This window comes from Algibacter sp. YIN40, assembly GCF_057219435.1.
The window spans coordinates 653,317-678,711 of record NZ_JBXVVC010000002.1 but is presented as its reverse complement, the minus strand read 5'-3'; the positions used below and the strand labels follow the sequence as shown (position 1 = coordinate 678,711).

Sequence of the window (25,395 nt, the reverse complement as noted above, 5' to 3'; positions counted from 1 at the left end):
ACAACTCGAAACAAATTAGAAATAATTCAAAGATAGAAATGATTTTTACCTGCAATGCTTTTACGATTAAAAAAAAATTGTAGATTTGCTAAAACCGTTAATTTAATTTTAAAACATCGAATATGATTTTTTACATTATCCTTGCAATCGCAGTAACAATTGGCTTAGTTTGGTTAGTTGATAAGTTTATACCTTCTAAGTTTAGACCAATAGTAATGATTGTACTATGGGTTATTATTGGATTTTTAGCCTATAATACATTTATGTCTGTATATATGCCTATTCAATTTAACAAAGAAAAGGATAAACGTTATGCTAAAGTAATAGAGAGTTTGGTAGATATAAGAGATGCGCAATTAGCTCATAGACAAGTAACTGGTAAATTTGCTGGAAATTTTGATGGACTTGTAAAGTTTATTGATACTGCAAAATTTACTATTACACAACGTCGTGATTCTAGTGTTTTAGATGTTGAACTAACTAAACGTTTTGGTGGTGTTGAAACTTATAAGGATATTGTAATTATTGATACATTAGATTTTGTATCAGTAAAAGATTCATTATTTGGTGCAGATGCTAGGTACAAAAATATGATGAACGTCCCAGTTGGTGAAGAAGGTGCTAAGTTTGCCCTTAAATCAGGCTTCTTAGAACAAAATGATATTAGAATTCCTGTTTTTGAAGCTTCTGTAAAGAAAGCTGTTATTCTGTTCGATCAAGATAAAGATTTAATTAATTCTGAAAATCAAGTAGTATCTGTTGAAGCTGTAAATGGTGATGCGCTTAAAGTAGGTTCAATGGATGAAGTAAATACTAATGGAAACTGGCCAAAAGTATATGGCACAAACGACTAATACGATAAAAAAATTAAACAATCTAGAACTGTCCATTCAAATTAGTTTGAGTGGACTTTCTTTTTGTATTCTACAGAAAAAAGAAAATAGTGTTTCCTACCTAAAGCATGTTGACTTTGATAAAAAGTTGAACCCTTTTGAAGTTTTGGATAATCTTAAAAATTGTTTTGATTCTGAAGAAGAACTTAAGCAAGATTTTTCCGCGGTAAACGTTGTTCATACAAATGAGATTTCCACATTAGTTCCGAAACCTTTATTTAAAGAAGACTGCTTAGCAGATTATTTAAAGTTCAATTCTAAAATTTTAAAGTCAGATTTTATTTCCTTCGACGATATTGAAATAAATAATAGTGTTAATGTCTATGTCCCTTACGTGAATATAAACAACTATATCTACGAAAAATTCGGTTCATTTATTTATAAGCACTTTTCAACTATTCTAATAGACAATATTTTATTAGCAGAAAAAAAAGCGGAAGCACTTAAAATATATGTTCATATAGACAAAGGACATTTTGAAGTATTAGTTTTAAATAAAGGAAAACTAACATTATACAATACTTTTGAATATAGTACTAAAGAAGATTTTATTTATTACATTCTCTTTACTTGTGAGCAATTACAGTTAAATCCTGAAACAATCGATCTTATTCTTCTAGGCAATATTACAAAAGATGATGAGCTCTACAACATCGCTTATAAATACGTTAGGCATGTTACAATTAGCAATAGACTAGGTACTATTAAACCTGAAGGTGATTTTGCTTCTAATAAATCAAATTACATCTTACTAAATAGCTTTTAATGCGCATCATATCTGGATTATACAAAAGCAGAAAAATAACTGCTCCTAAAAATTTACCTGTTCGCCCAACAACCGATATGGCGAAAGAATCCTTATTTAATATTTTAAATAATCAATATTATTTTGATGATATTACCGTTTTAGATCTTTTTGCAGGAACAGGTAATATAAGTTACGAGTTTGCCTCACGCGGGACTCAAGATATATTATGTGTCGATCAAGATTTTGGATGCATTAAATTCATCAACCAAACTGCTGAAACTTTTAAGATGCCAATAAAAACAATTAAAAGTGATGTGTTTAAGTATTTAGAAAAAGCGACTATAAAAAGTGATGTTATCTTTGCCGACCCACCTTATAACTTACTAGATGAGCAATTCTATAAAATTCCAGAATTAATTTTTAAGAATGAATTATTAGTAGATGATGGTATTTTAATAGTGGAACATTCAAAGCAAACAGACTTATCTAATTTAGAACATTTTAAATACTCTAAAAGCTATGGTGGTAACGTTTTTAGCTTTTTCAAATATACTTCTTAATACACAAATTATTTTATATTTCCTTTTTTTTAAGTACTTTAGAAGTCTCCTTTAAAGATAGCACCCTAAATCTGTCATATCTAAAATCAATGTTTACATTAGTTTTGTGCAAATCCTTCTTATCTATTGGTAGCTATTTATTAACCAAAACCACTAACCAATGAAAAAAATTTTATTACTTGGGTTGGCAATAATTTTATTTGTTGCTTGCCAAAATCAACCACAACGCTATTTTTCTGAATCTGCAGAAATAGCATCCTTTAAAACAAGCATAGAACAATATAAAAATGGCGAATGGGACGCTTGGAGTGCCCATTTTGCTGATACTACAAAATTTCATGTGAATTCTAATAAGGGTATCTCTTTAGAAGAATTTAAAAATGGTCAACACGGTATAACATCAAATTTTTCAAGTTATGGATTTTTAGACAAAGGGTCATTTGCAGAAATGGTTATCGATAAAGATGATGAAACTTGGGTAAATTATTGGGCTACATGGCAGGGAACACTTAAAGCCAATGACAAAAAAATTAATATACCTGTGCATATTACCTGCAGATATATTGATGGCAAAGTAGTAGATTTTTATAATTATTGGGATTCGGCACCTTTAACAACTGCTTTGGCTGAAATTGAAGCCGCAAAAGAAGCAGCTGCAGCTGTAGTAGAAGAAGAATCGGAAGAATAATAATTTATTGACTAACTCAAAATAACTTTAAAAATGAAAAAACTTTTTTTATTAGGACTTACTTTAGTCTTATTTATGGCTTGTCAAGAACAAAAGCCACAACGCTATTTTGCTGATTCGGCTGAAATAGAAACCTTAAAATCTGGCATAAAAGCCTATGAAGCTGGTGATTGGAATACATGGAAAAGCCATTTTGCTGATACGGCAAAAGTATTTGTTAATTCTGTAAAACCTATTAGTATAGACGAAAGAGCAAATGGACTACAAGAAATGGCCAGTGCCATGTCTTCTTATGGATTTAACCATGATAAAGAATTTATTGAAATGGTACTTGACAAGGAAGATGAAACTTGGGTTTATTATTGGTCAGCTCATAAAGCTACAATTGGTGCAAACGGTAAGGAAATAATAATACCAGTTCATTTAGCTGTTCAATTTGTTGAAGGTAAAATAGTTGAAGAACATGTTTACTTTGATGGTACAGCTATGAATGCAGAATTTGCCTCTTTAGCGGAAGCTAAGACTGAAGCTGCTGCTGCCGAAGAATCAACAGAATAATAATTTATTGACTAACTCAAAATAACTTTAAAAATGAAAAAACTTTTTTTATTAGGTCTGGCGCTATTGTTATTTGTAGCTTGCCAAGACAAACCAGAAAGATTTACAACTACTTCTCCAAATATTGATGTCGTAAAGAAATTAGTGGCTGATTACCACAATGGAGATTGGGAAGCTTGGCGCACAAATTATAGTGATTCAGCAAAATTGTATCATAACACTTGGAAAAATTCTGCCACACCAGAAGATATTCGTGATGCCCTAAAAGGATTGCTTGCAAACACATCAAAATATCATTTTGATGAAAGTGAGGATATGATATTTTACGAGCAAATCATAGATAATGAGGATAAAACCTGGGTGAACTTTTGGGGTAACTGGCAAGGTACTTTAGCCGCCAATGGACAAGAATTACAAATACCAGTGCATTTATCTTGCCTTATGAAAGATGGTAAAATTGCTGCAGAATATGGCTTTTACAATCTAGGAGAAATTAACGCTGCATTAAAAGCTATAGCCAAAGCAGAAGCCGAGGCTGCAGAAGAATCAGAAGCAACAGAATAAATTAATTGACTAACCCAAAATAATAATTATGAAAACAATTAAAAAGACCTTATTACTGCTAGTCGCATTATGCTTTGCAGGTAATATCAATTATGCACAAAAAATGTATAATGTGCATCAAGACAATGTTAAACCTTCCATGATGATGGAATATGAAAAGATTGCAAAAAAGTTCCATGAAGCATGTGAAGAGCATAATCCAGATACAAGTTGGTTAACAGTTTCAACTGATGATTTTACTTATATGTATGTAACGCCAATTGAAAATTTTGCAGATTTAGACAAGCGCCCAATGGCAGAAATGGCCAAAGCTATGGGTGAAGACTTTGGTAAGATGTTTGAAGAATTCGATAAATGTTACGACTCTCATGGAAATTATATAATTACATTAGACGAGAAACTTAGCTATATGCCAGAAGGCATTACGCAAGCTCAGGAAGGTCAAGACAATAGGAGTTTTTATTACATACACTATACCCCTAAAAACGGAAAAAATCTTTGGGAAGCAATGAAAGCCGTTAAAGATATGTTTACAGAGAAAGGTTCTAAAAGTTACTATAGAGTATACAGAACAGGTTTTGGTTCTATGGACAACTTCTATATGGTAGCTATGTCAAGTGAAAGCAAAATACATGCGGCTCAAAAAGAAAAAGCAAACGAAGAACTATTAGGTCCAGAACGTTATGAAGTATTCCAAAAAGTTTTAGCAAATGCAACTAAAATGGAAGAAGTTACAGGATCAATAAGAAGAGATCTTTCCTATTCAGCTAAAAAAGAATAATAAAGTTTAAGCTTTTATTTTTAATTAAAACCCTTCTTAAAACTTAAGAAGGGTTTATTATTTTTAAGTAAATCTATAAGCCGAATTCTGTACTCCAAGGAGCCCTTATCATTTATCTGAATGCATTGTTACCAATACACTTTAGCTGTCTACCCTCCAGTATCAAGCGTGCCGCTTTTAAGCACTGGTATACATGACATTGCACCACATAGAGTTTACCTGGTTTCACTACAGCATAACCTGTACATACTTTCTGTTGCACTTTTCCTAGCCTCTCGGCTGGTGGCCATTAACCACTATGTTGCACTATGGTGTTCGGACTTTCCTCCATCTCGATAAATCGAAACAGCGATAAGGCGATTTACTTCTAGCAAAAGTACATAAATTGTTAATAACTCATGCTAAATTCTATCACGTGAATTCTAATTTCTAAATTGAATTTTTAACTTTGTTATGTTAGAAATTTAGTATCGAAAAATACTGAATTCAATTCAATATTTAATGGAACACTTTGTAGTATCGGCTAGAAAATATAGACCACAATCATTTAAGGATGTTGTGGGGCAGCAAGCTATTACAAATACATTATTAAATGCCATTCAAAATAACCATTTAGCACAAGCCTTATTGTTTACAGGTCCTCGTGGTGTTGGTAAAACGACTTGTGCTCGTATTCTTGCTAAAATGATAAATAGCGATGGTACAGAAAATGGAGATGAAGATTTTGCTTTTAATATTTTTGAATTAGATGCGGCTTCAAATAATTCTGTAGATGATATAAGAAGTCTAACAGATCAGGTGCGTATTCCGCCGCAAGTAGGTAAATACAAAGTTTATATTATTGATGAGGTACATATGCTCTCTCAAGCTGCCTTTAATGCTTTTCTTAAAACTCTAGAAGAACCGCCAAAGCATTGTATTTTTATTTTGGCAACAACAGAGAAGCATAAAATTATTCCAACCATTCTATCACGTTGTCAAATTTTTGATTTTAAGCGAATAACTGTAAAAGATGCTAAAGGATATTTAAAATACATCGCAGAGCAACAAGAGGTTAAAGCAGAAGATGACGCACTTCATATAATAGCTCAAAAAGCTGATGGTGCTATGCGCGATGCTCTGTCAATTTTTGATCGTGTTGTTAGTTTTTCTGGTAAAAACTTAACTAGAAAAGCGGTTACCGAAAATCTAAACGTCTTAGACTATGAAACGTATTTTAAGAGCACAGATCTTATATTAGAAAATAAGATTCCTGAACTTTTACTTCAGTTTAATAATACATTATCTAAAGGCTTTGATGGTCATCATTATATTGCTGGTTTAGCTTCTCACTTTAGAGATTTATTAGTTTGCAAAACACCACAGACAATAGAATTGCTTGAAGTAGGCGATCAAACCAAACAAAAATACTTAGAGCAGTCGCAAAAGACATCACAAGAGTTTCTTTTAAATGGTATTAATTTAGCCAACGATTGTGACCTCAAATATAAAACTAGCAAAAACCAACGCTTACTTGTTGAGTTATGTATCATGCAGCTTGCCTCTATCACTTTTGATGGAGAAAAAAAAAATAGCAAAAACTATATAATTCCACCTTCTTATTTTATCAACAAAGGTATTACACCAATTCCAGTTGTAAAACCAGAAATCCCAATACAAAAAAGGGAAGAATCTACTTCTGCTCCAGAAGAAAAGGAAATGGAAGAAAATATAGCTGTTAGTGAACCAGTTGTAGTACTTGAACGCCCGAAAATAATTTTAAATCGAGAAAAAACATCTCCATCAGGCTTATCGCTAAGTAGTATAAGAGCAAAGAAAGAACATCAAATAAAGCAAATGGAAGTTGTTATTGATGAAGAGAATTTGCCAACAGATCCATTTACGGAAAGCGAACTTATAAAAGTTTGGAATAAGTATACCGATGAATTAAAGAATAACGGTAAACACAATTTGGCTTCTATCTTATCTATTGATAAGCCAACAGTTAAAGAAAGCACAATACATTTAGAATTTCCAAATGAAACGAATAAGGTGGAGCTAGAACGTCAACAATATGAACTGCTAAGTTACATTAGAAAGTCATTGAACAACTTCGACATCAGCCTTTCTATAAGTGTTAATGAAGTTTTGAAAAAAAAATATGCTTACACTGCTACTGACAAATACAATAAACTAAAAGAGAAAAACCCTAATATAGAACTCTTAAAAAATACTTTCGGATTAGATGTTTAAGTTATTTTAAATGAAAAAATTAATCACTTTATTTTTAATAGTTTCCGTCGCATTTATTAGTTGCGATGGTAGAGATAGAAAACATAAAACTGATACGCCGAATACTAATGGTAATAAGAACTTAGACTCTTATTCTGAAAGCATTTATTTTCATCCTGAAGAATATTCAGAAGTTACAACGGATACTATTTTAACAAATGGCTTTCAGGTAAAAATAAAAACTGTAACAGACATGAATAATGCTGTTTTACAGCAAAAAGATAAAGATTCACTTAAGTATAAACATTATTTCAGAAAGCTTGTTTCTCATGTTTCGATAACAAAAGGTTCAAAAGAAATTTTCAATAATCCAGTTGATGCTAGTTTTTTAAAACATTTTGATGAAATAAATGACTTAGACATTAAATCGGCAATAATTTCCGCATCGTTAGATGAATCTTCAGAACTCAAAACAGATGATGTTGTAATTCTTTGTATGATTTATCTACCAAAACCTAATAAGTTGAATTTATATAATCTGATTATAAATAAATCAGGAAACTACACAATAGAAAGTGTTTAATTTAAAATGGCATGCTAGGACTTAAATTACCAACCGACCCACGTTGGGTGAACATCGTTGAGAAAAACATAGAAGAGATACTTACCGATCATGCTTTTTGCGAACAAAAGGCAACAAGTACGGCTATTTCGTTAATAGTTAGTTTTCCAGAATACACCGAATTAGTTCAAGAAATGGTAACCTTGGTGAAAGAAGAAATCAGCCATTTTAAGATGGTGCATGATAAAATTATTGAGCGTGGTTGGACTTTAGGACGCGATAGACGTGATGATTATGTGGTTCAACTAGTCAAGTTTTTCCCTAAAGGAGGTAGTAGAACAACACAATTGGTGCATCGTTTGTTATATGCTGCCTTAATAGAAGCAAGGAGTTGTGAACGTTTTAGATTGCTTTCAGAAGAATTAGAAGAAAAAGAATTAGCTGAATTTTATAGAAAACTAATGGTTAGTGAAGCAAATCATTATACCATGTTTTTAGGTTTTGCCAGAAAGTATGGTAATAAAAAAGAAGTTGACACCAAATGGCAGCAACTTCTTGAATATGAATCTGAAATTATATCAAACCTCGGAAAAACCGAAGCTATTCATGGTTAAAACTTAAAACCAAATCCGAATTGAATATTCGAATTCTTAGCCTCAAGAACTTGATCATCATCTAGAGCATTAGATAGTCCTACAGTATATCTTGCATCAACAAATAATTGATGAGATATTTTAAATTCTATCCCTCCAACACCAGAGTAAGCAAAATTCCGAACACCATCCTCATATTCATGGATTTTAACTCCTACTTGAGGACCAACACCTAAATGGAATTTTTCACTCAATCTAAATTTTAAATACAATGGAATCTGTAAATAATCTAATCTAATGGCTTCGTCTTTTCCTCCTTCAGAAGAAAATTGAAGTTCTGGAGAGAATAAAACAGATTTAGATAAACCAAATTCTCCAAAGAAACCAATCATAAATCCATTTCTATGCTTATTTACAAATGTTGCGTCCGGGTCAAAATCTATATTAGATATATTTAGACCTGCACGTACTCCGTATTTAGTGTCTTGGGAAAATCCATAAATGGTTGAAAAACCAACAAGTACAGCTAAGATTAATGTTTTTTTCATAATTAATAGGTTTGGGTTAATGTTTAATAGCAAACAATTATGCAGCGAATATAATTTTTTTTGTTAAAAGTTATATATTTTAAAGGTGAATTGCAGAATTTTACTGTGTATTGCTTGAAACAGTATCGTAATATATACTTTTTATAATACCATCTGCCAATCCAATTTTAGGAACATAAATATTTTTTGCACCACTCCATTTCATTGCAGAAAGGTAAATTCGCATAGCAGGAATGATAACATCTGCCCTATCTTGATTTAGTGCTAATTCCGTGATACGCTCTTCATAAGAGTAGGTTTGAAGCGTGTTATAATAGGAAGTCATGTAAAAATATGATAATGGTTTTCCCATTGATTTTCCGGAAATTTTAAAGATTTTATTAATATTTCCTCCTGAGCCAATAACATCAATTTTATGGTATGATTTGGCATTAGAACCTATCCAAGCTTGTAAATCCTTCCAATCTTCTTTTTTTACCATATCGTTAAGCAGCCTTACAGTCCCAATTTTAAACGACCTAGATGCTACTTGATTTCCTCTGTGAATAACTGTAAACTCGGTACTTCCACCCCCAACATCAACATATAAATATGTTTTATTAGGGTCAATATATTTATTCAAATCTGTAGCAGCAATAATTGCTGCTTCTTCTTCTCCACCTATAACATCTATATTTAAACCAGCATGTTCTAATACTAAATTTACAACTTGTTTACCATTTGATGATTCACGCATTGCAGATGTGGCACAGGCCTTATATTTAACTACTTTGTGCGATTTCATTAATAATTTAAAAGCTAGCATAGTATCTAGTATGCGCTGTGTGTTTTCCTTTGAAATTTTATTCTTTAAAAAAACATCTGCCCCCAATCGAATTGGTACACGCACTAGAGAATTTTTTTTAAATTGAACTGGTTTTCCTTTTTGTTCAATAATATTTGAAATAAGTAATCGTACTGCATTGGAACCAATATCGATTGCTGCATATTTTTTTATTGATAGCATATTAGCTTTGTAGTTTTTTTCGATAATAATCGTATAGTGCAAACTGCGATCTTACTTCTTCGTTATTATCAACTTTATAAGCATTATCCTGTGAGGCATTTAAAATACGTGCTTTTACATTATCGCTCCAAGAAATATTGAAATGATCAATAATTTGTTGCTTGATGTCTTCATCGTATATAGGGCAGCTAACTTCTACTCGGTTATATATATTTCTAGTCATCCAATCAGCAGATGAAATATATACCATAGAATCTCCATTGTTACCAAAAATATACAATCTTGAATGCTCCAAAAATTTATCTACAACACTTATAACTTCAATATTTTCACTCATGCCTTTAACGCCAGGAATTAAACAACAAATACCCCTAACTATCATTTGAATTTTAACACCTGCTCTACTCGCTTCATATAATTTATCAATCATTTTATAGCTGGAAATGCTATTCATTTTAAGCCTAATAACACCATTGTTATAAAGTTTAGCATTTTCAATTTCTTTATCAATCAATTTATGAACGGCACTTTCTGTATAGTGTGGCGAAGTAATAAGGTGCTTATATCTATAAATTTTATAGTTAGTTTCAAAGAAGTTAAAAATTTTATTGACATCCTTCAAAATACTTTGATCTGATGTGAATAATGTGTGATCGGTATATATTTTTGCGGTGGATTCGTTGAAGTTACCAGTACTAATAAATCCATAACGTTTTAGCTTTTTACCTTCTTCTCTTTCGACTACGCACATTTTACTATGCACTTTTAATCCAGCAACACCAAAAATCAGGTTCACACCTTCATCTTCCATTTGTTGGGCATAGTCAATATTGGCTTGTTCATCAAATCGCGCTCGTAACTCAATAGAAACAGTCACGGTTTTACCATTTATAGCAGCATTAATTAATGAACTAGCGATATGAGATATTTGTGCTAAGCGATAAATAGTAATTTTTATAGTTTTCACTTTCGGATCTAATGCTGCTTCGCGCAAAAACTTAACGACATAAGAAAATGTTTGATAAGGTGCATAAAGCAAATAATCCTTCTCGGCAATTGCCTCGAAAATACTCGCCTCAAAACTTAATCCTTTTATAGGAAGCGGTTCTATTTTGTCGTAAAGTAAATCCGTTCTTCCTAAACTTGGAAAACTCATATAATCCCTCCTATTATGATAACGACCACCAGGAATAATACTATCAGTATCTTCAATACCCATTTTTGACATTAAATACTGTAGTGTTTCTTCATCTATTGTTTTGTCATAAACAAATCTTACTGGCTCCCCAATTTCCCTGTGTTTTACACTATCAGATATTTTATCAATAAAACTCTTACTTAAATCACTTTCAAAATCAAGTTCTGCATCACGTGTTATTTTAATCATGTGCGCAGAAACACTTTTATAGTCGAAGATGTTAAATATATCAGCCAAACAATGCCTAAGTAGGTCGTCTATCATTATTATATAACTCTTATCACCTTGTTTTGGTAGCTCGACAAATCTATTTATATTCTTTGGTATTTCTATTAGGGCGAATTGTTTTGAATCATCAACCATAAACATTTTAACCGCTAAATACGCACCACTATCTTTTAAATTTGGAAGCCTTACATCATCATTTAATATTATTGTAACCAATGCGGGGCTTACCTTTTGAATAAAATATTTTTTAATAAAATCGTGCTGATTCGCATCAATTTGACTTTCATCTATAATATATATATCCTCTTTTTCAAGACAAGATTTAATATTATTTAAAATTTCTAAACTTTTACTTTGTTGTTTAATAACAATTTGAGTGATTATTTCTAATAACTCCTTTGCTTTAATACCACCAAGCTCACTTTTACCACCTTTACCTGCTTCCACAATACGCTTAACAGTGGCATACCTTACTTTAAAAAATTCATCTAAATTATTAGAAAAAATACCTAAAAAACGTAATCTTTCTATCAATGGAACACTTAAATCTGAAGCTTCTTGAAGTACTCTTTCGTTAAATTGTAACCAACTTATCTCTCTATTTATGTATGTATTGTCCGCATCGGGGCTTGGAGTCATGCTTATCTATTCTAATGAATCACAAATATATTGTATTTGAGAATAAATTTAGTCTAAATGTATTTGATTATTGAAAATTAAATTTCATGAATTACAGCTTATAAATATATATTGTAGAATTATTTTAATTATATATTTTGTTTTAAATCTCTAGGAAACAATGTATCAATTGTTTTACCAGGTTTTAAATCTTTCCAGTTTTTAATTTCAAACTCAATAATTACCACACCACAGGTAGGTACATTCTCTATATATTTATTGCCATATGAGTTCACAAAGGCAGTTATAGCATGATTATGCCCGAAAACCATAAGTCTATCTACTTCATAATTACAGTTTTTAATTGTGTTAATTAAATTATAACCAGAAAAATCATATAATTCATGGCTGTATTCAATAATTTGACTGTCTATTTTTAGAGCTTTTATGAATTGATCCGCTGTTAACTTGGTTCGATTAGAATCACTAATCATAACCTTATCAGGGTTTAACCCTTTGTTTATGAAGTAATTTGATACCATTTTAGAATCAGAAACACCACGATTATTTAGTGGTCTTTCATGATCAATTACATTATGTTTCCAAGATGATTTTGCATGTCTTATTATAATTAAGGTTTTCATAAAATGTCGGTAAAGAGTTAATTTTTATCGATAAAATGTTGTTTTTCTCGTTTAAAAGGATTTTATTTGCTTATTAGAATGATAAAAGTATAAACTTTAAGTAACTAAATTAAAAGAATTATGGATTAAAAGCACCTTTAATTAAATGGATTTAATAATCTGTTGTCGGCAAATCATACAAATTAACCGATTAAACGTGTGAGAAACACCTCTTGTCGACTTTTTGAGTGATTTAACATATTTTTTTGAATTAATAATAACATATACGTTGTTTTGTTCTAGCTATTAACTGAAAGATGACCCCAAATCTAATTTCACATACAAAGTTCTTGACGACCCTATTGGGCGTCTTTCCCTCATTACTTTTTAATAATAACGAAACATGCATGGATAGCAATGAAGCTATGCCATCATTTATATATTTAAAAGTTGCTAAAGTCAATACAAATCTACAAGCTTATGAAAACTAATACTTTTCCAAATATGAAAAAAATCACACTTACAGGTTTATTAACTTTATTGGTATTGTTGTTTGCGTCAACTGAAAGCTATTCACAAACAATAGTTTTAGATGGTGACCAATGTTTAGATGAATATGGAACTCCCGATACCCCTGATGGTGATGATGGTTATTCTGCACCTTCAGAAATCTTGAACTTTTGGGGGAGTTATCAAATAGATAATGATGACCCTTACATTTATTTTGCGTTCGATAGAGAGGCTAGTGGTGCCGCAGGATTTGCAGTATATATTGATAATGATTGTGATCTGACAAATGGTGAACAGACTCAAGAGGCAATTGACGCAGGAAGAGAAGGAGCTGATATAGCTGCTTTTTTTGGTGTTAAATCGAATGGAGACATAAGTCCTGTAACAATTTTTGATTGGGAAAATGGTTGGGTTGATAATGAAAAAACTTTTGAAGCGGCAATTGGCTCGCCTAATGCCGACATTTGTGACGAGTTTACAGATACTACCGATCATGGACAATTTTTGGAAATAAGAATTGCATTAGCTGATATTTATGATATTACTCAATGTGAGGTTTGCCCCAGTTTAAAAATTTTACCAAGTACAACGTATGCATCAGGTAGTTTTAATTCAACTCCACAAGACGGTTTTGAAGCTGATATAAGCTTTAATGTTGGAGCACCTATGATACCTTCACAAAACCCTTGGTGTACAGTTGAAACACTTGCAGATCTAGACGCAACAGTGATGGGTGCCGGAAATACTAGATGGTACAGTGATCCTGGTATGACTACGGAGTTAGCACCTCCTTTTAATCTAATACCTTTACAGAATGGATCTTATTGGGTAACACTAACACTTGAAGGTAGTACTTGCGAGAGTGATCCAGTTGAAGTGGTTATTTTATTGGATACTACAGGTCCAACAATTACTGCCCCGGCAGATTATACGGTTAATGGTTGTGATGAAACTGATTTGACAGATACTGCGGATGAATTATTATATAATTTTGGAAATGCAGGAGGTCCAACGGATGCCTTAGCATTAGAAAAAGCAAAGTTTTTACTTTTAAAAGGTGGAAGTAGTGCACTTCCTAATCCAAGTGATGTTACTTATTTGGGGTATTATGATAGTGTTGTAGATAGTACTAATCCATGTGCAAAAACGTTTACCAGAACATTTATAGCTTTTGATGATTGTAATAATGACACTCAAGTAACTCAAGTTATTACAATACAAGATACTACAGATCCTGTTTGGACAAATGAGCCTACGGATATGACTTCTGTACAATGTGATCCTGCTACTAATGCAGCAGCATATACAGCTTGGTTAACAAGCTTCTCAGGAACTGATGTTTGCGGAGATGCAACAGTAACTAATAACGATCCAGGTCTAAGTGACCTTTGTGGTGGAACAGGAACAGCAACGGTAACTTTTACCTTGACTGATGATTGTGGTAATGATATTACCAAAGATGCCACATTTACTATTATAGATACTACAGATCCTGTTTGGACAAATGAGCCTACGGATATGACTACTGTACAATGTGATCCTGCTACTAATGCAGCAACATATACAGCTTGGTTAACAAGCTTCTCAGGAACTGATGTTTGTGGAGATGCAACAGTAACCAATAACGATCCAGGTCCAAGTGACCTTTGTGGTGGAACAGGAACAGCAACGGTAACTTTTACCTTGACTGATGATTGTGGTAATGATATTACCAAAGATGCCACATTTACTATTATAGATACTACAGATCCTGTTTGGACAAATGAGCCTACGGATATGACTTCTGTACAATGTGATCCTGCTACTAATGCAGCAACATATGCAGCTTGGTTAACAAGCTTCTCAGGAAGTGATGTTTGTGGAGATGCAATAGTAACCAATAACAATCCAGGTCTAAGTGACCTTTGTGGTGGAACAGGAACAGCAACGGTAACCTTTACCCTTACTGATGAATGTGATAACTTTATTACTCAAGATGCAACCTTTACTATTATAGATACTACAAAACCAACATGGGATACAGCGCCTTCAGATATGACTACTGTACAATGTGATCCTGCTACTAATGCAGCAACATATGCAGCTTGGTTAACAAGCTTCTCAGGAAGTGATGTTTGTGGAGATGCAATAGTAACCAATAACAATCCAGGTCTAAGTGACCTTTGTGGTGGAACAGGAACAGCAACGGTAACCTTTACCCTTACTGATGAATGTGATAACTTTATTACTCAAGATGCAACCTTTACTATTATAGATACTACTGCTCCTGTAATTGCAGCATTGCCTGGTCCGACAACAATAGAATGTCCTGCAACACCTTCATTTGCTATAGCAACAGCAACAGATGCTTGTGATGCAACGGTGACCTTAACATTTGCCGATGTAACAACACCTGGTTCATGTGCAGCCGAATATAGTATTAAAAGAACTTGGACTGCTACAGATACTTGTGGAAATACTTCTACGAAATCTCAAACTATAACAGTTCAAGACTCGACAGCTCCAATATTAACCATTCCTGCAAACGCAAGTATTGAATGTGACGAAGACAGTTCACCTACTGGTACTGGTATGGCAACTGCAACCGATAACTGTGATTCTTCAGTATCAGTAACTTATATTGATGACTATTGCTTTGGTACACAAGGTTCAGTAAACCTAGCTGCTAATGCAGCTGGAAGTACATTTGAATTTGATATAAGTCAAATACCTGCAAATTATACTGCAAATGATATTGAAAGTCTTTCTCTTAATTTTGATGTAAACCAAGCTTTAGGTAATGCAGAGTTTTGGATAATTGCACCTAATGGTCAAGCAGTCATTCTAATCGGACCTTATTGTGATTCAGAAGCGAGTTGTAATTTAACCGGTAACTTTGATATTAACTTTTCTTCTGATGCTACTCCTGTATGGAATAATGGTACTTACTCTGCCTTAGAAGAAGACTATCAGCCTTATGGAGGAACTAGTACAATCAACACTGAAAATATTGTTAGTCAAGCTATAGGATTAACAGTTACACTTGAGTCAAGTTTTGATGACTTTACAGGTGATATGAATGGAACATGGAGACTTTGGGGTCGTAAAATAACTGACGATGGTGGTCTTGGTGTTGTAATATTTAATAGTGTTTGCCTTACGCCTGCATTAAATGAATGTGAAAACAGCGAAATTTTTGTTAGAGTTTGGACCGCTACTGATGCTTGTGGAAATACAACAACAGGAAATCAAGTAATTGTTGTAGAAGATACAACTGCACCAACAGCTTCAAATTTAGATCCGATTAATGTAGAATGTATCGACAATGTACCTGCATGGGATATTTTAGATGTAATAGATGAAGCAGACAATTGTACTGCTAACCCTATGGTAGCATTTGTAAGTGATGTATCTGATGAAAATTCTTGCCCAGAAGTTATTACAAGAACTTATTCTGTAACGGATGATTGTAACAATTCAATTGAAGTAGAGCAAATAATTACAATAATTCCAGCAACCTTACCAGATGTACCAGTAAATGGTTCAGATACAGTTGAATGTTTAGTTGACGCAGTACAAGTTGCAGCACCAGTTGTAACGGACGTTTGTGGAAATGACATTACAGCGGTTATTACAGAAAACGCAGATCCAGTTTGTGAAGGCGATAAGATTTACACGTATACATATACAGACTGTGCAAATAATGTTTCTGTTTATACTTATACTTACACGATAGACATTCCAGACTTTACTTTACCAGCAGATGGCGCAAGTACCGTTGATTGTTTAGTAGATGCACAAGTTCAACCAGTAGCACCATCAGTAAATGATGCCTGTGGAAATGCGATTACACCCGTATTGACAACTACACCGTCAGATATTCCATGTGATGGAACGATGACTTGGATTTATACCTATACAGATTGTGAGACTAACACCCATGATTGGAGTTATGTTTACACGATCGACATTCCAGACTTTACTTTACCAGCAGATGGCGCAAGTACCGTTGATTGTTTAGTAGATGCACAAGTTCAACCAGTAGCACCATCAGTAAATGATGCCTGTGGAAATGCGATTACACCCGTATTGACAACTACACCGTCAGATATTCCATGTGATGGAACGATGACTTGGATTTATACCTATACAGATTGTGAGACTAACACCCATGATTGGAGTTATGTTTACACGATCGACATTCCAGACTTTACTTTACCCGAGGACGGATTTAGTTCAGTAAATAATTTAGCAGAAGCAGTAGAGCCAACTCCTCCACTGGTAAATGATGCCTGCGGGAATGCAATAACACCTTCAGGGCCTGTTGTTTCGGATTCACCAGTATGTCAGGGTTCTATTGTATATACATTTACGTACATAGATTGTGCTGGAAATACAAATGATTGGAAATATACATATTCAATTATGTTGCCTACGTTTACATTACCTGAAAATGACGGCAGTAGTATAGAATGTATTGTAGAAGCAATTGTTCCAATACCACCAACCATTTACGATGCGAATAATATAGAAGTGGTACCTGTTATGAATGAAAATGCAGATCCAGCCTGTGAAGGGAATAAAGTTTATACTTTTTCTTATACAGACTGTGCTGGTAATTCAGCGGATTGGTTATACACTTATACAATTGATGTAACAAGTTTACCAGTAGTTCCGGCTGATGCAGGAATTACAGTAGAATGTTTAGCAGATGCAGTTCAACCAGATGCACCAGTAGTAACAGATGTTTGTGGAAATACCATTACAGCAGTGATTACAGCAAATGCAGATCCAGTATGTGAAGGCGATAAGATTTACACGTATACATATACAGACTGTGCATTAAATGAATCAGTATACACATACACTTATACAATTGATGTAACAAGTTTACCAGTAGTTTCGGCTGATGCAGGGTCAACGGTAGAATGTATCTCAGACGCAGTTCAACCAGATGCACCAATCGTAACAGATGTTTGTGGAAATAATATAGTTCCAGTAATTACGGAGAATTCAGATCCAGTATGTGAAGGCGATAAGATTTACACGTATACATATACAGACTGTGCAGGAAACGAATCGGTTTACAATTATACATATACGATTGATGTAACAAGTTTACCAGTAGTTTCGGCTGATGCAGGATCAACGGTAGAATGTATCTCAGACGCAGTTCAACCAGATGCACCAATCGTAACAGATGTTTGTGGAAATAATATAGTTCCAGTAATTACGGAGAATTCAGATCCAGTATGTGAAGGTGATAAGATTTATACGTATACATATACAGACTGTGCAGGAAACATATCGGTTTACAATTATACATATACGATTGATGTAACAAGTTTACCAGTAGTTCCGGCTGATGCAGGATCAACGGTAGAATGTTTAGCAGATGCAGTTCAACCTGCAGCACCAATCGTAACAGATGTTTGTGGAAATGATATAACCGCAGTAATTACGGAGAATTCAGATCCAGTATGTGAGGGCGATAAGATTTATACGTATACATATACAGACTGTGCAGGTAATACAGGTACATGGGATTATGTCTATACTATTGATGTACCAATGTTTACCATTCCAGCTAATGGCGGATCAACTGTAGACTGTTTAGCAGATGCAGTAGAGCCAGCAGCACCAGTGATTCCAGATTTCTGTGGAACTAATGATATCACAGGTGTGTTAGTGGGTCAAAGTGATGATCCTGATTGTAATGGAACAAAAACTTATACATTCAGTTTAACTGACTGTGCAGGTAATACAGGTACATGGGATTATGTCTATACTATTGATGTACCAATGTTTACCATTCCAGCTAATGGCGGATCAACTGTAGACTGTTTAGCAGATGCAGTAGAGCCAGCAGCACCAGTGATTCCAGATTTCTGTGGAACTAATGATATCACAGGTGTGTTAGTGGGTCAAAGTGATGATCCTGATTGTAATGGAACAAAAACTTATACATTCAGTTTAACTGACTGTGCAGGTAATACAGGTACATGGGATTATGTCTATACTATTGAAGATACAATTAATCCTATATTTACTGCGCCCGCAGATATTACTATAAATTGTGAAGACAATGAATTAGATTTAACAATAACGGGAGATGTAACTGATGAAGCAGATAATTGTTCTTCAGGTTTACAAGCTACTTTCTCTGATAGTATTACTGATGGAAATTGTCCAAATGAGCAGGTGATTACAAGAACATGGAGTTTATCTGATGACTGTGGTAATCCTGCAGAAGTTAAAGTACAAACTATCACTGTAGTTGATAAAACATCACCAATACCAGTGATAGCACTTCCAACTGAAATTTCAGTAAGTTGTACAAGTATTCCTGAAGCCGTGTCTCCTGGATTTACGGATAACTGTTCTGCAGTCATAGACATAGTTATTAGTGAAAGTGAGGTGTCTACATACAATCAAGATACACCTCAAGACTATGAGATTATTAGAAAATGGACAGCAACTGATGCATGTGGTAATCAAACTACTGTACAACAAACAATAACAGTTACTGCCGATGAATTTATGGCAACTACAACCGACAGCAAATGTTACGATGATGGTGAAATTGATTTAAATGATTACATCACAAATACGAATCAAAATGCAAGTTGGTCATTTATTTCTGGAGTATCGACTCCTAGTCTTGATGGTAGCATTTTTAATCCAAGTAATTTGGCTGATCAATTAGGAGATTATGTGTTTAGTTACACCTATATAAGTCCAACAGGTTGTTTAGAAACAACTGAAGTAACAATAACTATTGATTCAAGCTGTATTGTATTGCCATGTAGCGCTGAAGATGTTATTATTGCTAAGGCAGTAACCCCGAATGGAGATCAATTTAATCCGTCTTTCGATATCTATGGTATTGAAGCCTGTGGATTTGTTGCCAACGTAAAAATATTTAACCGTTGGGGTGCTCTAATCTATGAGTCTGATAACTATACGCTTGGTGAAGGACAAGGTAACTGGGAAGGTCAAGCACATAAATCATCAATTGGGAACGCAGACACTGTACCAAATGGAACGTATTATTATATAGTAATCTTAGAAAATAGTGGATTGGAACCATTTACCGGACCAGTTTACTTAGGAACCAAATAAAACTTTAACCTATGAAACTTATTAAACATTACATAATCGCTATTGCATTGTTTAGCTGTACGTTTGGAGTTGCACAACAATTACCACAATTCACACAGTACATGTACAATACAATCTCTGTAAATCCTGCATATGCAGGTAGTAGAGAAGCCTTAAGCATTGTTGGATTACATAGAAGCCAATGGGTTGGTTTTGATGGAGGTCCTGAAACTCAAACGCTTTCAATCCATACACCTCTTAGAAATGATAGGATTGGTTTAGGTCTATCTTTTATAGATGATGACCTTGGTCCGGAAAATTACTCGTATTTATATGGGGATTTTTCATATAGCTTGCCAATAGGTGTTGATGGAAAATTGGCATTTGGTATAAAAGCTGGATTTACAGGCTATAGCTTAGATGCAGATTTTCGTCAATCTCAAAGTTTTGACCCTTCAATTTATGGCATAGAAGATCGTTGGAGTCCAAATGTTGGTCTAGGGGTATTTTGGCATACCAATAAATGGTATTTAGGTTTATCTGCACCAAGAATACTTAATACTAACCGAAACATAGAAAATGGCTATGAAGCCCTAGAGCGATTGAGTTATTATTTTACAGGTGGCTATGTATTCGATTTAAGCAAGAGTGTTAAGTTTAAACCTTCGTATTTAGTAAAAGCAACCAATGGAGCGCCAGTTTCTTATGATGTTACTGCTAACTTCTTATTTAATGAGAAATTTTGGTTAGGAGGTTCTTATAGAGTTAATGAAAGTACTGGAGCGTTTGGTGGATTTGCAGATTTTCAAGTATCTAGACAATTACGTGTAGGTTATGCTTACGAGAAACCAAATTCAGATATTAATAATTATAGTAATGGAACACATGAGGTATTACTTATCTACGAATTTAAGTTCCTGAACTCAAAACTAAAATCACCTAGATATTTCTAATAAAAAAATCACCCCATGAAATTAAAAAATTACATATTAGTTTGTATCCTATTGACGGTGAGTTTTACAGCTTCGGCGCAATATGGAAAACAGAAAAAAGCAGATACTTTATTTAATAAGTTTTCATTTGTAAAAGCTTCTGAAGCTTATCAAGAACTTATAGAAAATAAGTACAACGAGGATTATGCCATTAGAAGATTAGCAGATTGCTATGCGCTTCTAAGAGATTCTAAGAACGCAGCTAAATATTACAAAAAAGCTGTTGCTCAAGAGAATATTCCAATTGAATACTATTATAACTACGCACAAGCTTTAAGAGGTATTGAAAAATACGACGATTCTAAAGAATGGTTGCAACGTTATAAAGATTCTGGTGGAGTTATAAATACCAGCAAATATTTGAAGAAAGGTAATTTCATAACAAATATCTTTAATGCAAAGCAACAATACTTTCTAAAGAAGTTTAATCACAATTCAAAATTAAGTGATTTTGGAGCCTATGAGCATAATGGTAAAATCTATTTTGCTTCTACTCGTGATGAAGGTGTATCTATCAAGCGATTATATGGCTGGAACGAGCAACCTTTTCTAGATGTATATGCTGTTGAAAAAGATAGAAAAGAACCTGCAGATCATACTACAAAAATAAGTGGTGATGTAAATTCTATTTACCACGATGGCCCTGTTACTATTACTAATGATGGTAATACCATGTATTTTACCAGAAATAGCTTTATTAAGAATGTTTATGACAGTAATAGTAAAGGTATTAACCAAGTAAAAATTTATAGAGCAACATTAGCCGATAGTACTTGGACTAATGTTGAAGATTTATCTATTAACAATTCAGAATATAGCACACAACACCCAGCCTTGAGCCCTGACAATAAAAAACTATATTTTGCATCAGATAGACCTGGTGGCATTGGAGCATCAGATATTTATTCTGTTGATATTAATGATGATGGTTCTCTAGGCGAGCCTGAAAACTTAGGAGAAGTTGTAAATACTAAAGGAGCCGAAGGTATGCCATATTTGAATAATGAAGGAAATTTATTCTTTTCTTCAGATGGTCATGTTGGTCTTGGAATGTTAGATATTTTTGGAACTATCGCCAACAAAGAAGGTGACATAGTAGATATAATAAACCTAGGTGTCCCAGTAAATTCAAGTAAAGATGATTTCTCTTTTACAATGAATGAAGATGGGCTTTCAGGTTACTTTGCTTCTAATAGAGCTGGTGGTATGGGAGATGACGATATTTATGCATACAACAGAGTACCATTATTAAATGTTGAAGGTACTGTTACAGATATTGTGAATAAGAAACCTGTACCTAATGCGATAATTACATTGTTAGATGGTAATGGTAAGCAGATTGCCTATATGGAAACTGACGAAGAAGGATATTATGAAATCAATATCGATAGAGATGTAGATTATAAAATTACTGCTAGCCAGAAAAAATATGAAGATGATGTTAAAAATTTCACTTCTAAAAACATTGAAACTAGCGTAACAACTATTACTGCAGATCTAGAATTAACGCCAGTACGCGATGTTGTTAAATTAGCCGATTTAGGTATTATCTACTTCGACTTCGATAAACACAATATTCGTCCTGATGCAGCTTTAGAACTTGATAAGATTGTTAAGTTAATGAACGTAGATTACCCAGGAATGGTAATTAGAATTGAGTCGCATACCGATTCAAGAGGTACATTAACATACAACGATAAGTTATCTATTGATAGAGCAAATTCGACGTACGAGTACTTAGTTTCTCAAGGAATTGATGCTGCAAGAATTACAGAACACCAAGGGTTTGGTGAGCGTAAATTAACTAATGGATGTGATGGTAGTGTGAATTGTGAAGAAGATAATCACCAGTTAAATAGACGTACTGAATTTATAATTATTCAGATGGAATAAAAGTTTGATCCTAAAATTAATTTTAAAACCATCAAGTGAAAGCTTGGTGGTTTTTTTATTAACTTTATATAGTGGAAAAAATATTATATTAAGTTAATTATGAAAAATCCTGCCTAGCCATTATTATTCTTGTTTTCTCATGCAGTTCTAATTCCAAATTGAAAGAAGTAGACATTGAAGGATTTAAGGATATGTCTAAAAATTTATAGTCCTTATACATGGATGGGAGCGAAAATTGTGAAGACATTTTATTATTGATGGATAAAAATATAAAGATGTCTGAGATTAGTTTTTCAGGAGCATTAAAAAGTTACACCTATGATCAGCTTAAACAGTTTCGTCAACATCTACCAAATAAACATGTTATACATACTATAACAGAGCAGAAATTACTTAATCCAATAATAGGGTATGATTTTTAAGCCAATTATATTTAAGGAAAAGCATGGGAGATACCGTAAGGGAAACTAGTTCACGAATTTGGCAAAATAAAAATGGTAAGTGGAAAATTATTCAGATGAATAATGTTTTAAGAAAGGAAAGTTATTAAAATTAAAAAATCCTCTCATTTCTGAGAGGATTTTATACCTAAAGCTAAATTCAATAACAACTTTGTTATTAAAAAATAACCATTTAATTACCAATGTAAATAGTCATAAGACTATACTTAGTTGCTACTAATCAATAAATAAAAGGTTATGGGATTATTGTTTAATAATATTAAACAATATTATTTTTTTATGAAGATGTTGGTATAATACCACTTTCCTTCAGTGTTTTGTTCAGCAGAAATTTCAAAATTTGTAAAATCGCCTTCTATGTTTGCTTTATGTCCTTCACTTCTAATCCAAGCGTTAACTACAGACAGTGCAGAGGTATATCCATAAGCAACATTTTCCGATACTACTTTGGCTCCAGCGTTACTTTTTAAATAACTACTTCTAGTATAAAAATTATCGTGAGAAACAACAGCATTATCAACCATATAATCTGTATGTGTATATGCTACCGATTTTACAACAGGTAATGCATTTAGTGGATTTAGACCTTCAGAAAGTCTATGATCATTAATAAGTTCTAAGATTTCAATCTCAATAGTTTTTGCAGTAGGCACTACAAGTTTTTCAGTAATAACCTCAACTTGATCATCTACACTATCCGTTGAACATGAGTAGGTTAGGATAGTAAACAGTGCCAATAAAGGCAGTTTTCTTAATAACTTCATAAGTAGGTAAATTTAGACTTGGTTCTGTAAAATTAGCAGCCTACTTAGAAGAGAGTGTTAAGAAAATGTTAAAATCGACTAACTACGTGTATTTTGTCGATATATTATGTTTTTAATCGATGAATTACATTGTTCAGATTAAAAATTGTGTATTTCAGCGATATTTCATGGAGATAATCGATTAATTAACCAGTTGTAGTCCTTTTGAAGTTGGTAACGGATTCTATCATGAAGTCTATTAGGACGCCCTTGCCAAAATTCAATTTCTACTGGCTTTACAATATAACCACCCCAAGTTTCTGGTCTAGGAATTTCTTTACCTTCAAATGCTTTTTCAAGGGATAATAATTCTTTTTCTAAGGCACCTCTATTAACTACAATTTCACTTTGTTTGGATACTAACGCCCCTAATTGACTTCCTCTTGGACGCGATTCAAAATAGCCATCACTTAAATTTGATGCAATCTTTTCTGCTTTACCTTTAATAATAATTTGTCGCTCTGCTCCATGCCAGAAAAAAGAAAGACATACGTTAGGATTTACTTCTATAGCCTTTCCCTTTTCGCTTGCATAATTTGTATAGAATATAAATCCTTCATAGGTGTACTTTTTAAGTAGCACTACCCTGTTTTTTGGAAAGCCATCAAGACCCATAGTGGAAATAGTCATCGTGTTGGTTTCATCTTCAGGAAAAAAACTATCTACCTCATGAAACCATTTTTGAAATAGTTCCATAGGGTCTGCAGGTACTTCGTTTAAAAGTAATTCGCCTTTCTCGTAAGATTTTCTGTAGTCGCCTAAATCCTTTTCCATACAGTTGCAAGTTACGTGTTTTTTAAAATAATTGTAAAACATTTTTGATTATATTAAGACCAAACTTTATATTATGAGATTTGTTTGTACTACCGAAATCAATAAACCAATTATTGAAGTGGTAAAACATTTTGAAGATCCTGAAGCCTTAAAAGAATCGCAGAAAGGTTTCTTAAAAATGGAACCAATAAGTGGTACTGAGGTGAGGCTGGAGCAAAATGTAAATTGGTTTATAAAAAGTTTGATTTGATAGAAACCATAATTCACAACAAATTACCCGACGAGTTTTATGCAACTTACGAGCATAAGAGTATGACAAATACCATGCTATCAAAGTTTACTGCTATAAATGAAAACAAAACCAAGTTAGATACAGAAATTGAGTATTTAGAATTCAAAGGTTTTGTTGCAAAACTAATTGCTAAACTTTTCCCAAATATGTTTAAAAAACAAGTAGATAAATGGCTTGTGAGATTTAAAGCTTATTGTGAGAAAGTATAATT

General features: G+C 33.2%; 22 protein-coding genes and 1 other RNA gene. 16 read left to right on the top strand and 7 right to left on the bottom strand.

From position 1 onward, the window contains the following. The first annotated feature begins 122 nt into the window (after positions 1 to 122). The 7 genes from AC2D6V_RS10745 to AC2D6V_RS10715 all read left to right on the top strand — a co-directional run bounded on the left by AC2D6V_RS10745 (position 123) and on the right by AC2D6V_RS10715 (position 4,792). Entirely contained in the window at positions 123 to 854 is a 732-nt protein-coding gene (locus tag AC2D6V_RS10745) for a hypothetical protein (protein ID WP_484648162.1), read from the top strand. Beyond that, positions 817 to 1,659, top strand: a complete 843-nt coding sequence (locus AC2D6V_RS10740) for a DUF3822 family protein (protein WP_484648161.1) — start codon at positions 817 to 819, stop codon at positions 1,657 to 1,659. The genes AC2D6V_RS10745 and AC2D6V_RS10740 overlap by 38 nt, the downstream gene beginning before the upstream one ends. Further along, the gene (locus tag AC2D6V_RS10735; RefSeq protein WP_484648159.1) at positions 1,659 to 2,201 is read left to right on the top strand and encodes an RsmD family RNA methyltransferase; all 543 of its coding nucleotides are present in this window, start codon (positions 1,659 to 1,661) and stop codon (positions 2,199 to 2,201) included. The genes AC2D6V_RS10740 and AC2D6V_RS10735 overlap by 1 nt, the downstream gene beginning before the upstream one ends. Before the next feature lie 160 nt (positions 2,202 to 2,361). Then, a complete protein-coding gene (locus tag AC2D6V_RS10730; RefSeq protein ID WP_484648157.1) occupies positions 2,362 to 2,889 on the top strand; it encodes a nuclear transport factor 2 family protein in 528 nt (175 codons plus the stop codon). A 33-nt stretch (positions 2,890 to 2,922) separates the two neighbouring features. Beyond that, positions 2,923 to 3,447 (top strand): nuclear transport factor 2 family protein, encoded by a 525-nt coding sequence (locus AC2D6V_RS10725; protein ID WP_484648155.1) that lies wholly within the window; start codon positions 2,923 to 2,925, stop codon positions 3,445 to 3,447. Between the two features lie 33 nt (positions 3,448 to 3,480). Continuing rightward, positions 3,481 to 4,011: a nuclear transport factor 2 family protein gene (locus AC2D6V_RS10720; protein WP_484648154.1), complete on the top strand. Its 531-nt coding sequence runs from the start codon at positions 3,481 to 3,483 to the stop codon at positions 4,009 to 4,011. 28 nt (positions 4,012 to 4,039) lie between these two features. Then, positions 4,040 to 4,792 carry a hypothetical protein gene (locus AC2D6V_RS10715; protein WP_484648151.1) on the top strand — a complete coding sequence of 251 codons (753 nt, stop codon included), beginning with the start codon at positions 4,040 to 4,042 and terminating at the stop codon, positions 4,790 to 4,792. Positions 4,793 to 4,852: 60 nt separating this feature from the next. On the opposite strand, the gene rnpB is transcribed toward AC2D6V_RS10715, so the two are convergent. After that, positions 4,853 to 5,160: RNase P RNA component class A (rnpB, locus tag AC2D6V_RS10710), an RNA gene on the bottom strand. 133 nt (positions 5,161 to 5,293) lie between these two features. Between rnpB and AC2D6V_RS10705 the strand changes: the two genes are divergently transcribed. The 3 genes from AC2D6V_RS10705 to AC2D6V_RS10695 are packed head-to-tail and all read left to right on the top strand — an operon-like array spanning position 5,294 to position 8,179. Then, positions 5,294 to 7,024, top strand: a complete 1,731-nt coding sequence (locus tag AC2D6V_RS10705; RefSeq protein ID WP_484648150.1) for a DNA polymerase III subunit gamma/tau — start codon at positions 5,294 to 5,296, stop codon at positions 7,022 to 7,024. Between the two features lie 10 nt (positions 7,025 to 7,034). After that, complete coding sequence (locus AC2D6V_RS10700) at positions 7,035 to 7,586, top strand: hypothetical protein (protein WP_484648147.1); 552 nt, start codon at positions 7,035 to 7,037, stop codon at positions 7,584 to 7,586. A gap of 11 nt (positions 7,587 to 7,597) precedes the next feature. Further along, positions 7,598 to 8,179 carry a MiaE family protein gene (locus AC2D6V_RS10695; RefSeq protein ID WP_484648146.1) on the top strand — a complete coding sequence of 194 codons (582 nt, stop codon included), beginning with the start codon at positions 7,598 to 7,600 and terminating at the stop codon, positions 8,177 to 8,179. Here the strand turns inward: AC2D6V_RS10695 and AC2D6V_RS10690 are convergent. From AC2D6V_RS10690 to AC2D6V_RS10675, 4 genes are all read right to left on the bottom strand, one after another. Further along, positions 8,176 to 8,706 (bottom strand): porin family protein, encoded by a 531-nt coding sequence (locus AC2D6V_RS10690; RefSeq protein WP_484648145.1) that lies wholly within the window; start codon positions 8,704 to 8,706, stop codon positions 8,176 to 8,178. The genes AC2D6V_RS10695 and AC2D6V_RS10690 overlap by 4 nt on opposite strands. Before the next feature lie 100 nt (positions 8,707 to 8,806). Next, positions 8,807 to 9,712 (bottom strand): Ppx/GppA phosphatase family protein, encoded by a 906-nt coding sequence (locus AC2D6V_RS10685; protein WP_484648144.1) that lies wholly within the window; start codon positions 9,710 to 9,712, stop codon positions 8,807 to 8,809. A 1-nt stretch (position 9,713) separates the two neighbouring features. Then, entirely contained in the window at positions 9,714 to 11,777 is a 2,064-nt protein-coding gene (gene ppk1, locus AC2D6V_RS10680) for a polyphosphate kinase 1 (RefSeq protein ID WP_484648143.1), read from the bottom strand. A 128-nt stretch (positions 11,778 to 11,905) separates the two neighbouring features. Then, positions 11,906 to 12,400, bottom strand: a complete 495-nt coding sequence (locus AC2D6V_RS10675; RefSeq protein ID WP_484648141.1) for a SixA phosphatase family protein — start codon at positions 12,398 to 12,400, stop codon at positions 11,906 to 11,908. Between the two features lie 459 nt (positions 12,401 to 12,859). Between AC2D6V_RS10675 and AC2D6V_RS10670 the strand changes: the two genes are divergently transcribed. The 4 genes from AC2D6V_RS10670 (at position 12,860) to AC2D6V_RS10655 (ending at position 23,276) form a co-directional block, all read left to right on the top strand. After that, on the top strand, positions 12,860 to 19,990 hold the full coding sequence (locus AC2D6V_RS10670) for an HYR-like domain-containing protein (RefSeq protein WP_484648140.1): 7,131 nt from the start codon (positions 12,860 to 12,862) through the stop codon (positions 19,988 to 19,990). An 11-nt stretch (positions 19,991 to 20,001) separates the two neighbouring features. Further along, the gene (locus AC2D6V_RS10665; RefSeq protein ID WP_484648139.1) at positions 20,002 to 20,922 is read left to right on the top strand and encodes a PorP/SprF family type IX secretion system membrane protein; all 921 of its coding nucleotides are present in this window, start codon (positions 20,002 to 20,004) and stop codon (positions 20,920 to 20,922) included. 15 nt (positions 20,923 to 20,937) lie between these two features. Beyond that, entirely contained in the window at positions 20,938 to 22,854 is a 1,917-nt protein-coding gene (locus AC2D6V_RS10660; protein ID WP_484648138.1) for an OmpA family protein, read from the top strand. Between the two features lie 218 nt (positions 22,855 to 23,072). Further along, positions 23,073 to 23,276, top strand: a complete 204-nt coding sequence (locus AC2D6V_RS10655; protein ID WP_484648136.1) for a hypothetical protein — start codon at positions 23,073 to 23,075, stop codon at positions 23,274 to 23,276. A gap of 308 nt (positions 23,277 to 23,584) precedes the next feature. On the opposite strand, the gene AC2D6V_RS10650 is transcribed toward AC2D6V_RS10655, so the two are convergent. Next, entirely contained in the window at positions 23,585 to 24,079 is a 495-nt protein-coding gene (locus AC2D6V_RS10650) for a CAP domain-containing protein (RefSeq protein WP_484648134.1), read from the bottom strand. A 165-nt stretch (positions 24,080 to 24,244) separates the two neighbouring features. Then, entirely contained in the window at positions 24,245 to 24,892 is a 648-nt protein-coding gene (pdxH, locus tag AC2D6V_RS10645; protein WP_484648132.1) for a pyridoxamine 5'-phosphate oxidase, read from the bottom strand. Positions 24,893 to 24,965: 73 nt separating this feature from the next. Here pdxH and AC2D6V_RS10640 point away from each other — a divergent pair, with 73 nt between their 5' ends. Continuing rightward, positions 24,966 to 25,142 carry a hypothetical protein gene (locus AC2D6V_RS10640; RefSeq protein WP_484648131.1) on the top strand — a complete coding sequence of 59 codons (177 nt, stop codon included), beginning with the start codon at positions 24,966 to 24,968 and terminating at the stop codon, positions 25,140 to 25,142. Beyond that, positions 25,139 to 25,393 (top strand): hypothetical protein, encoded by a 255-nt coding sequence (locus AC2D6V_RS10635; protein ID WP_484648130.1) that lies wholly within the window; start codon positions 25,139 to 25,141, stop codon positions 25,391 to 25,393. Before AC2D6V_RS10640 ends, AC2D6V_RS10635 begins: the two co-directional genes overlap by 4 nt. Positions 25,394 to 25,395: the final 2 nt, after the last annotated feature.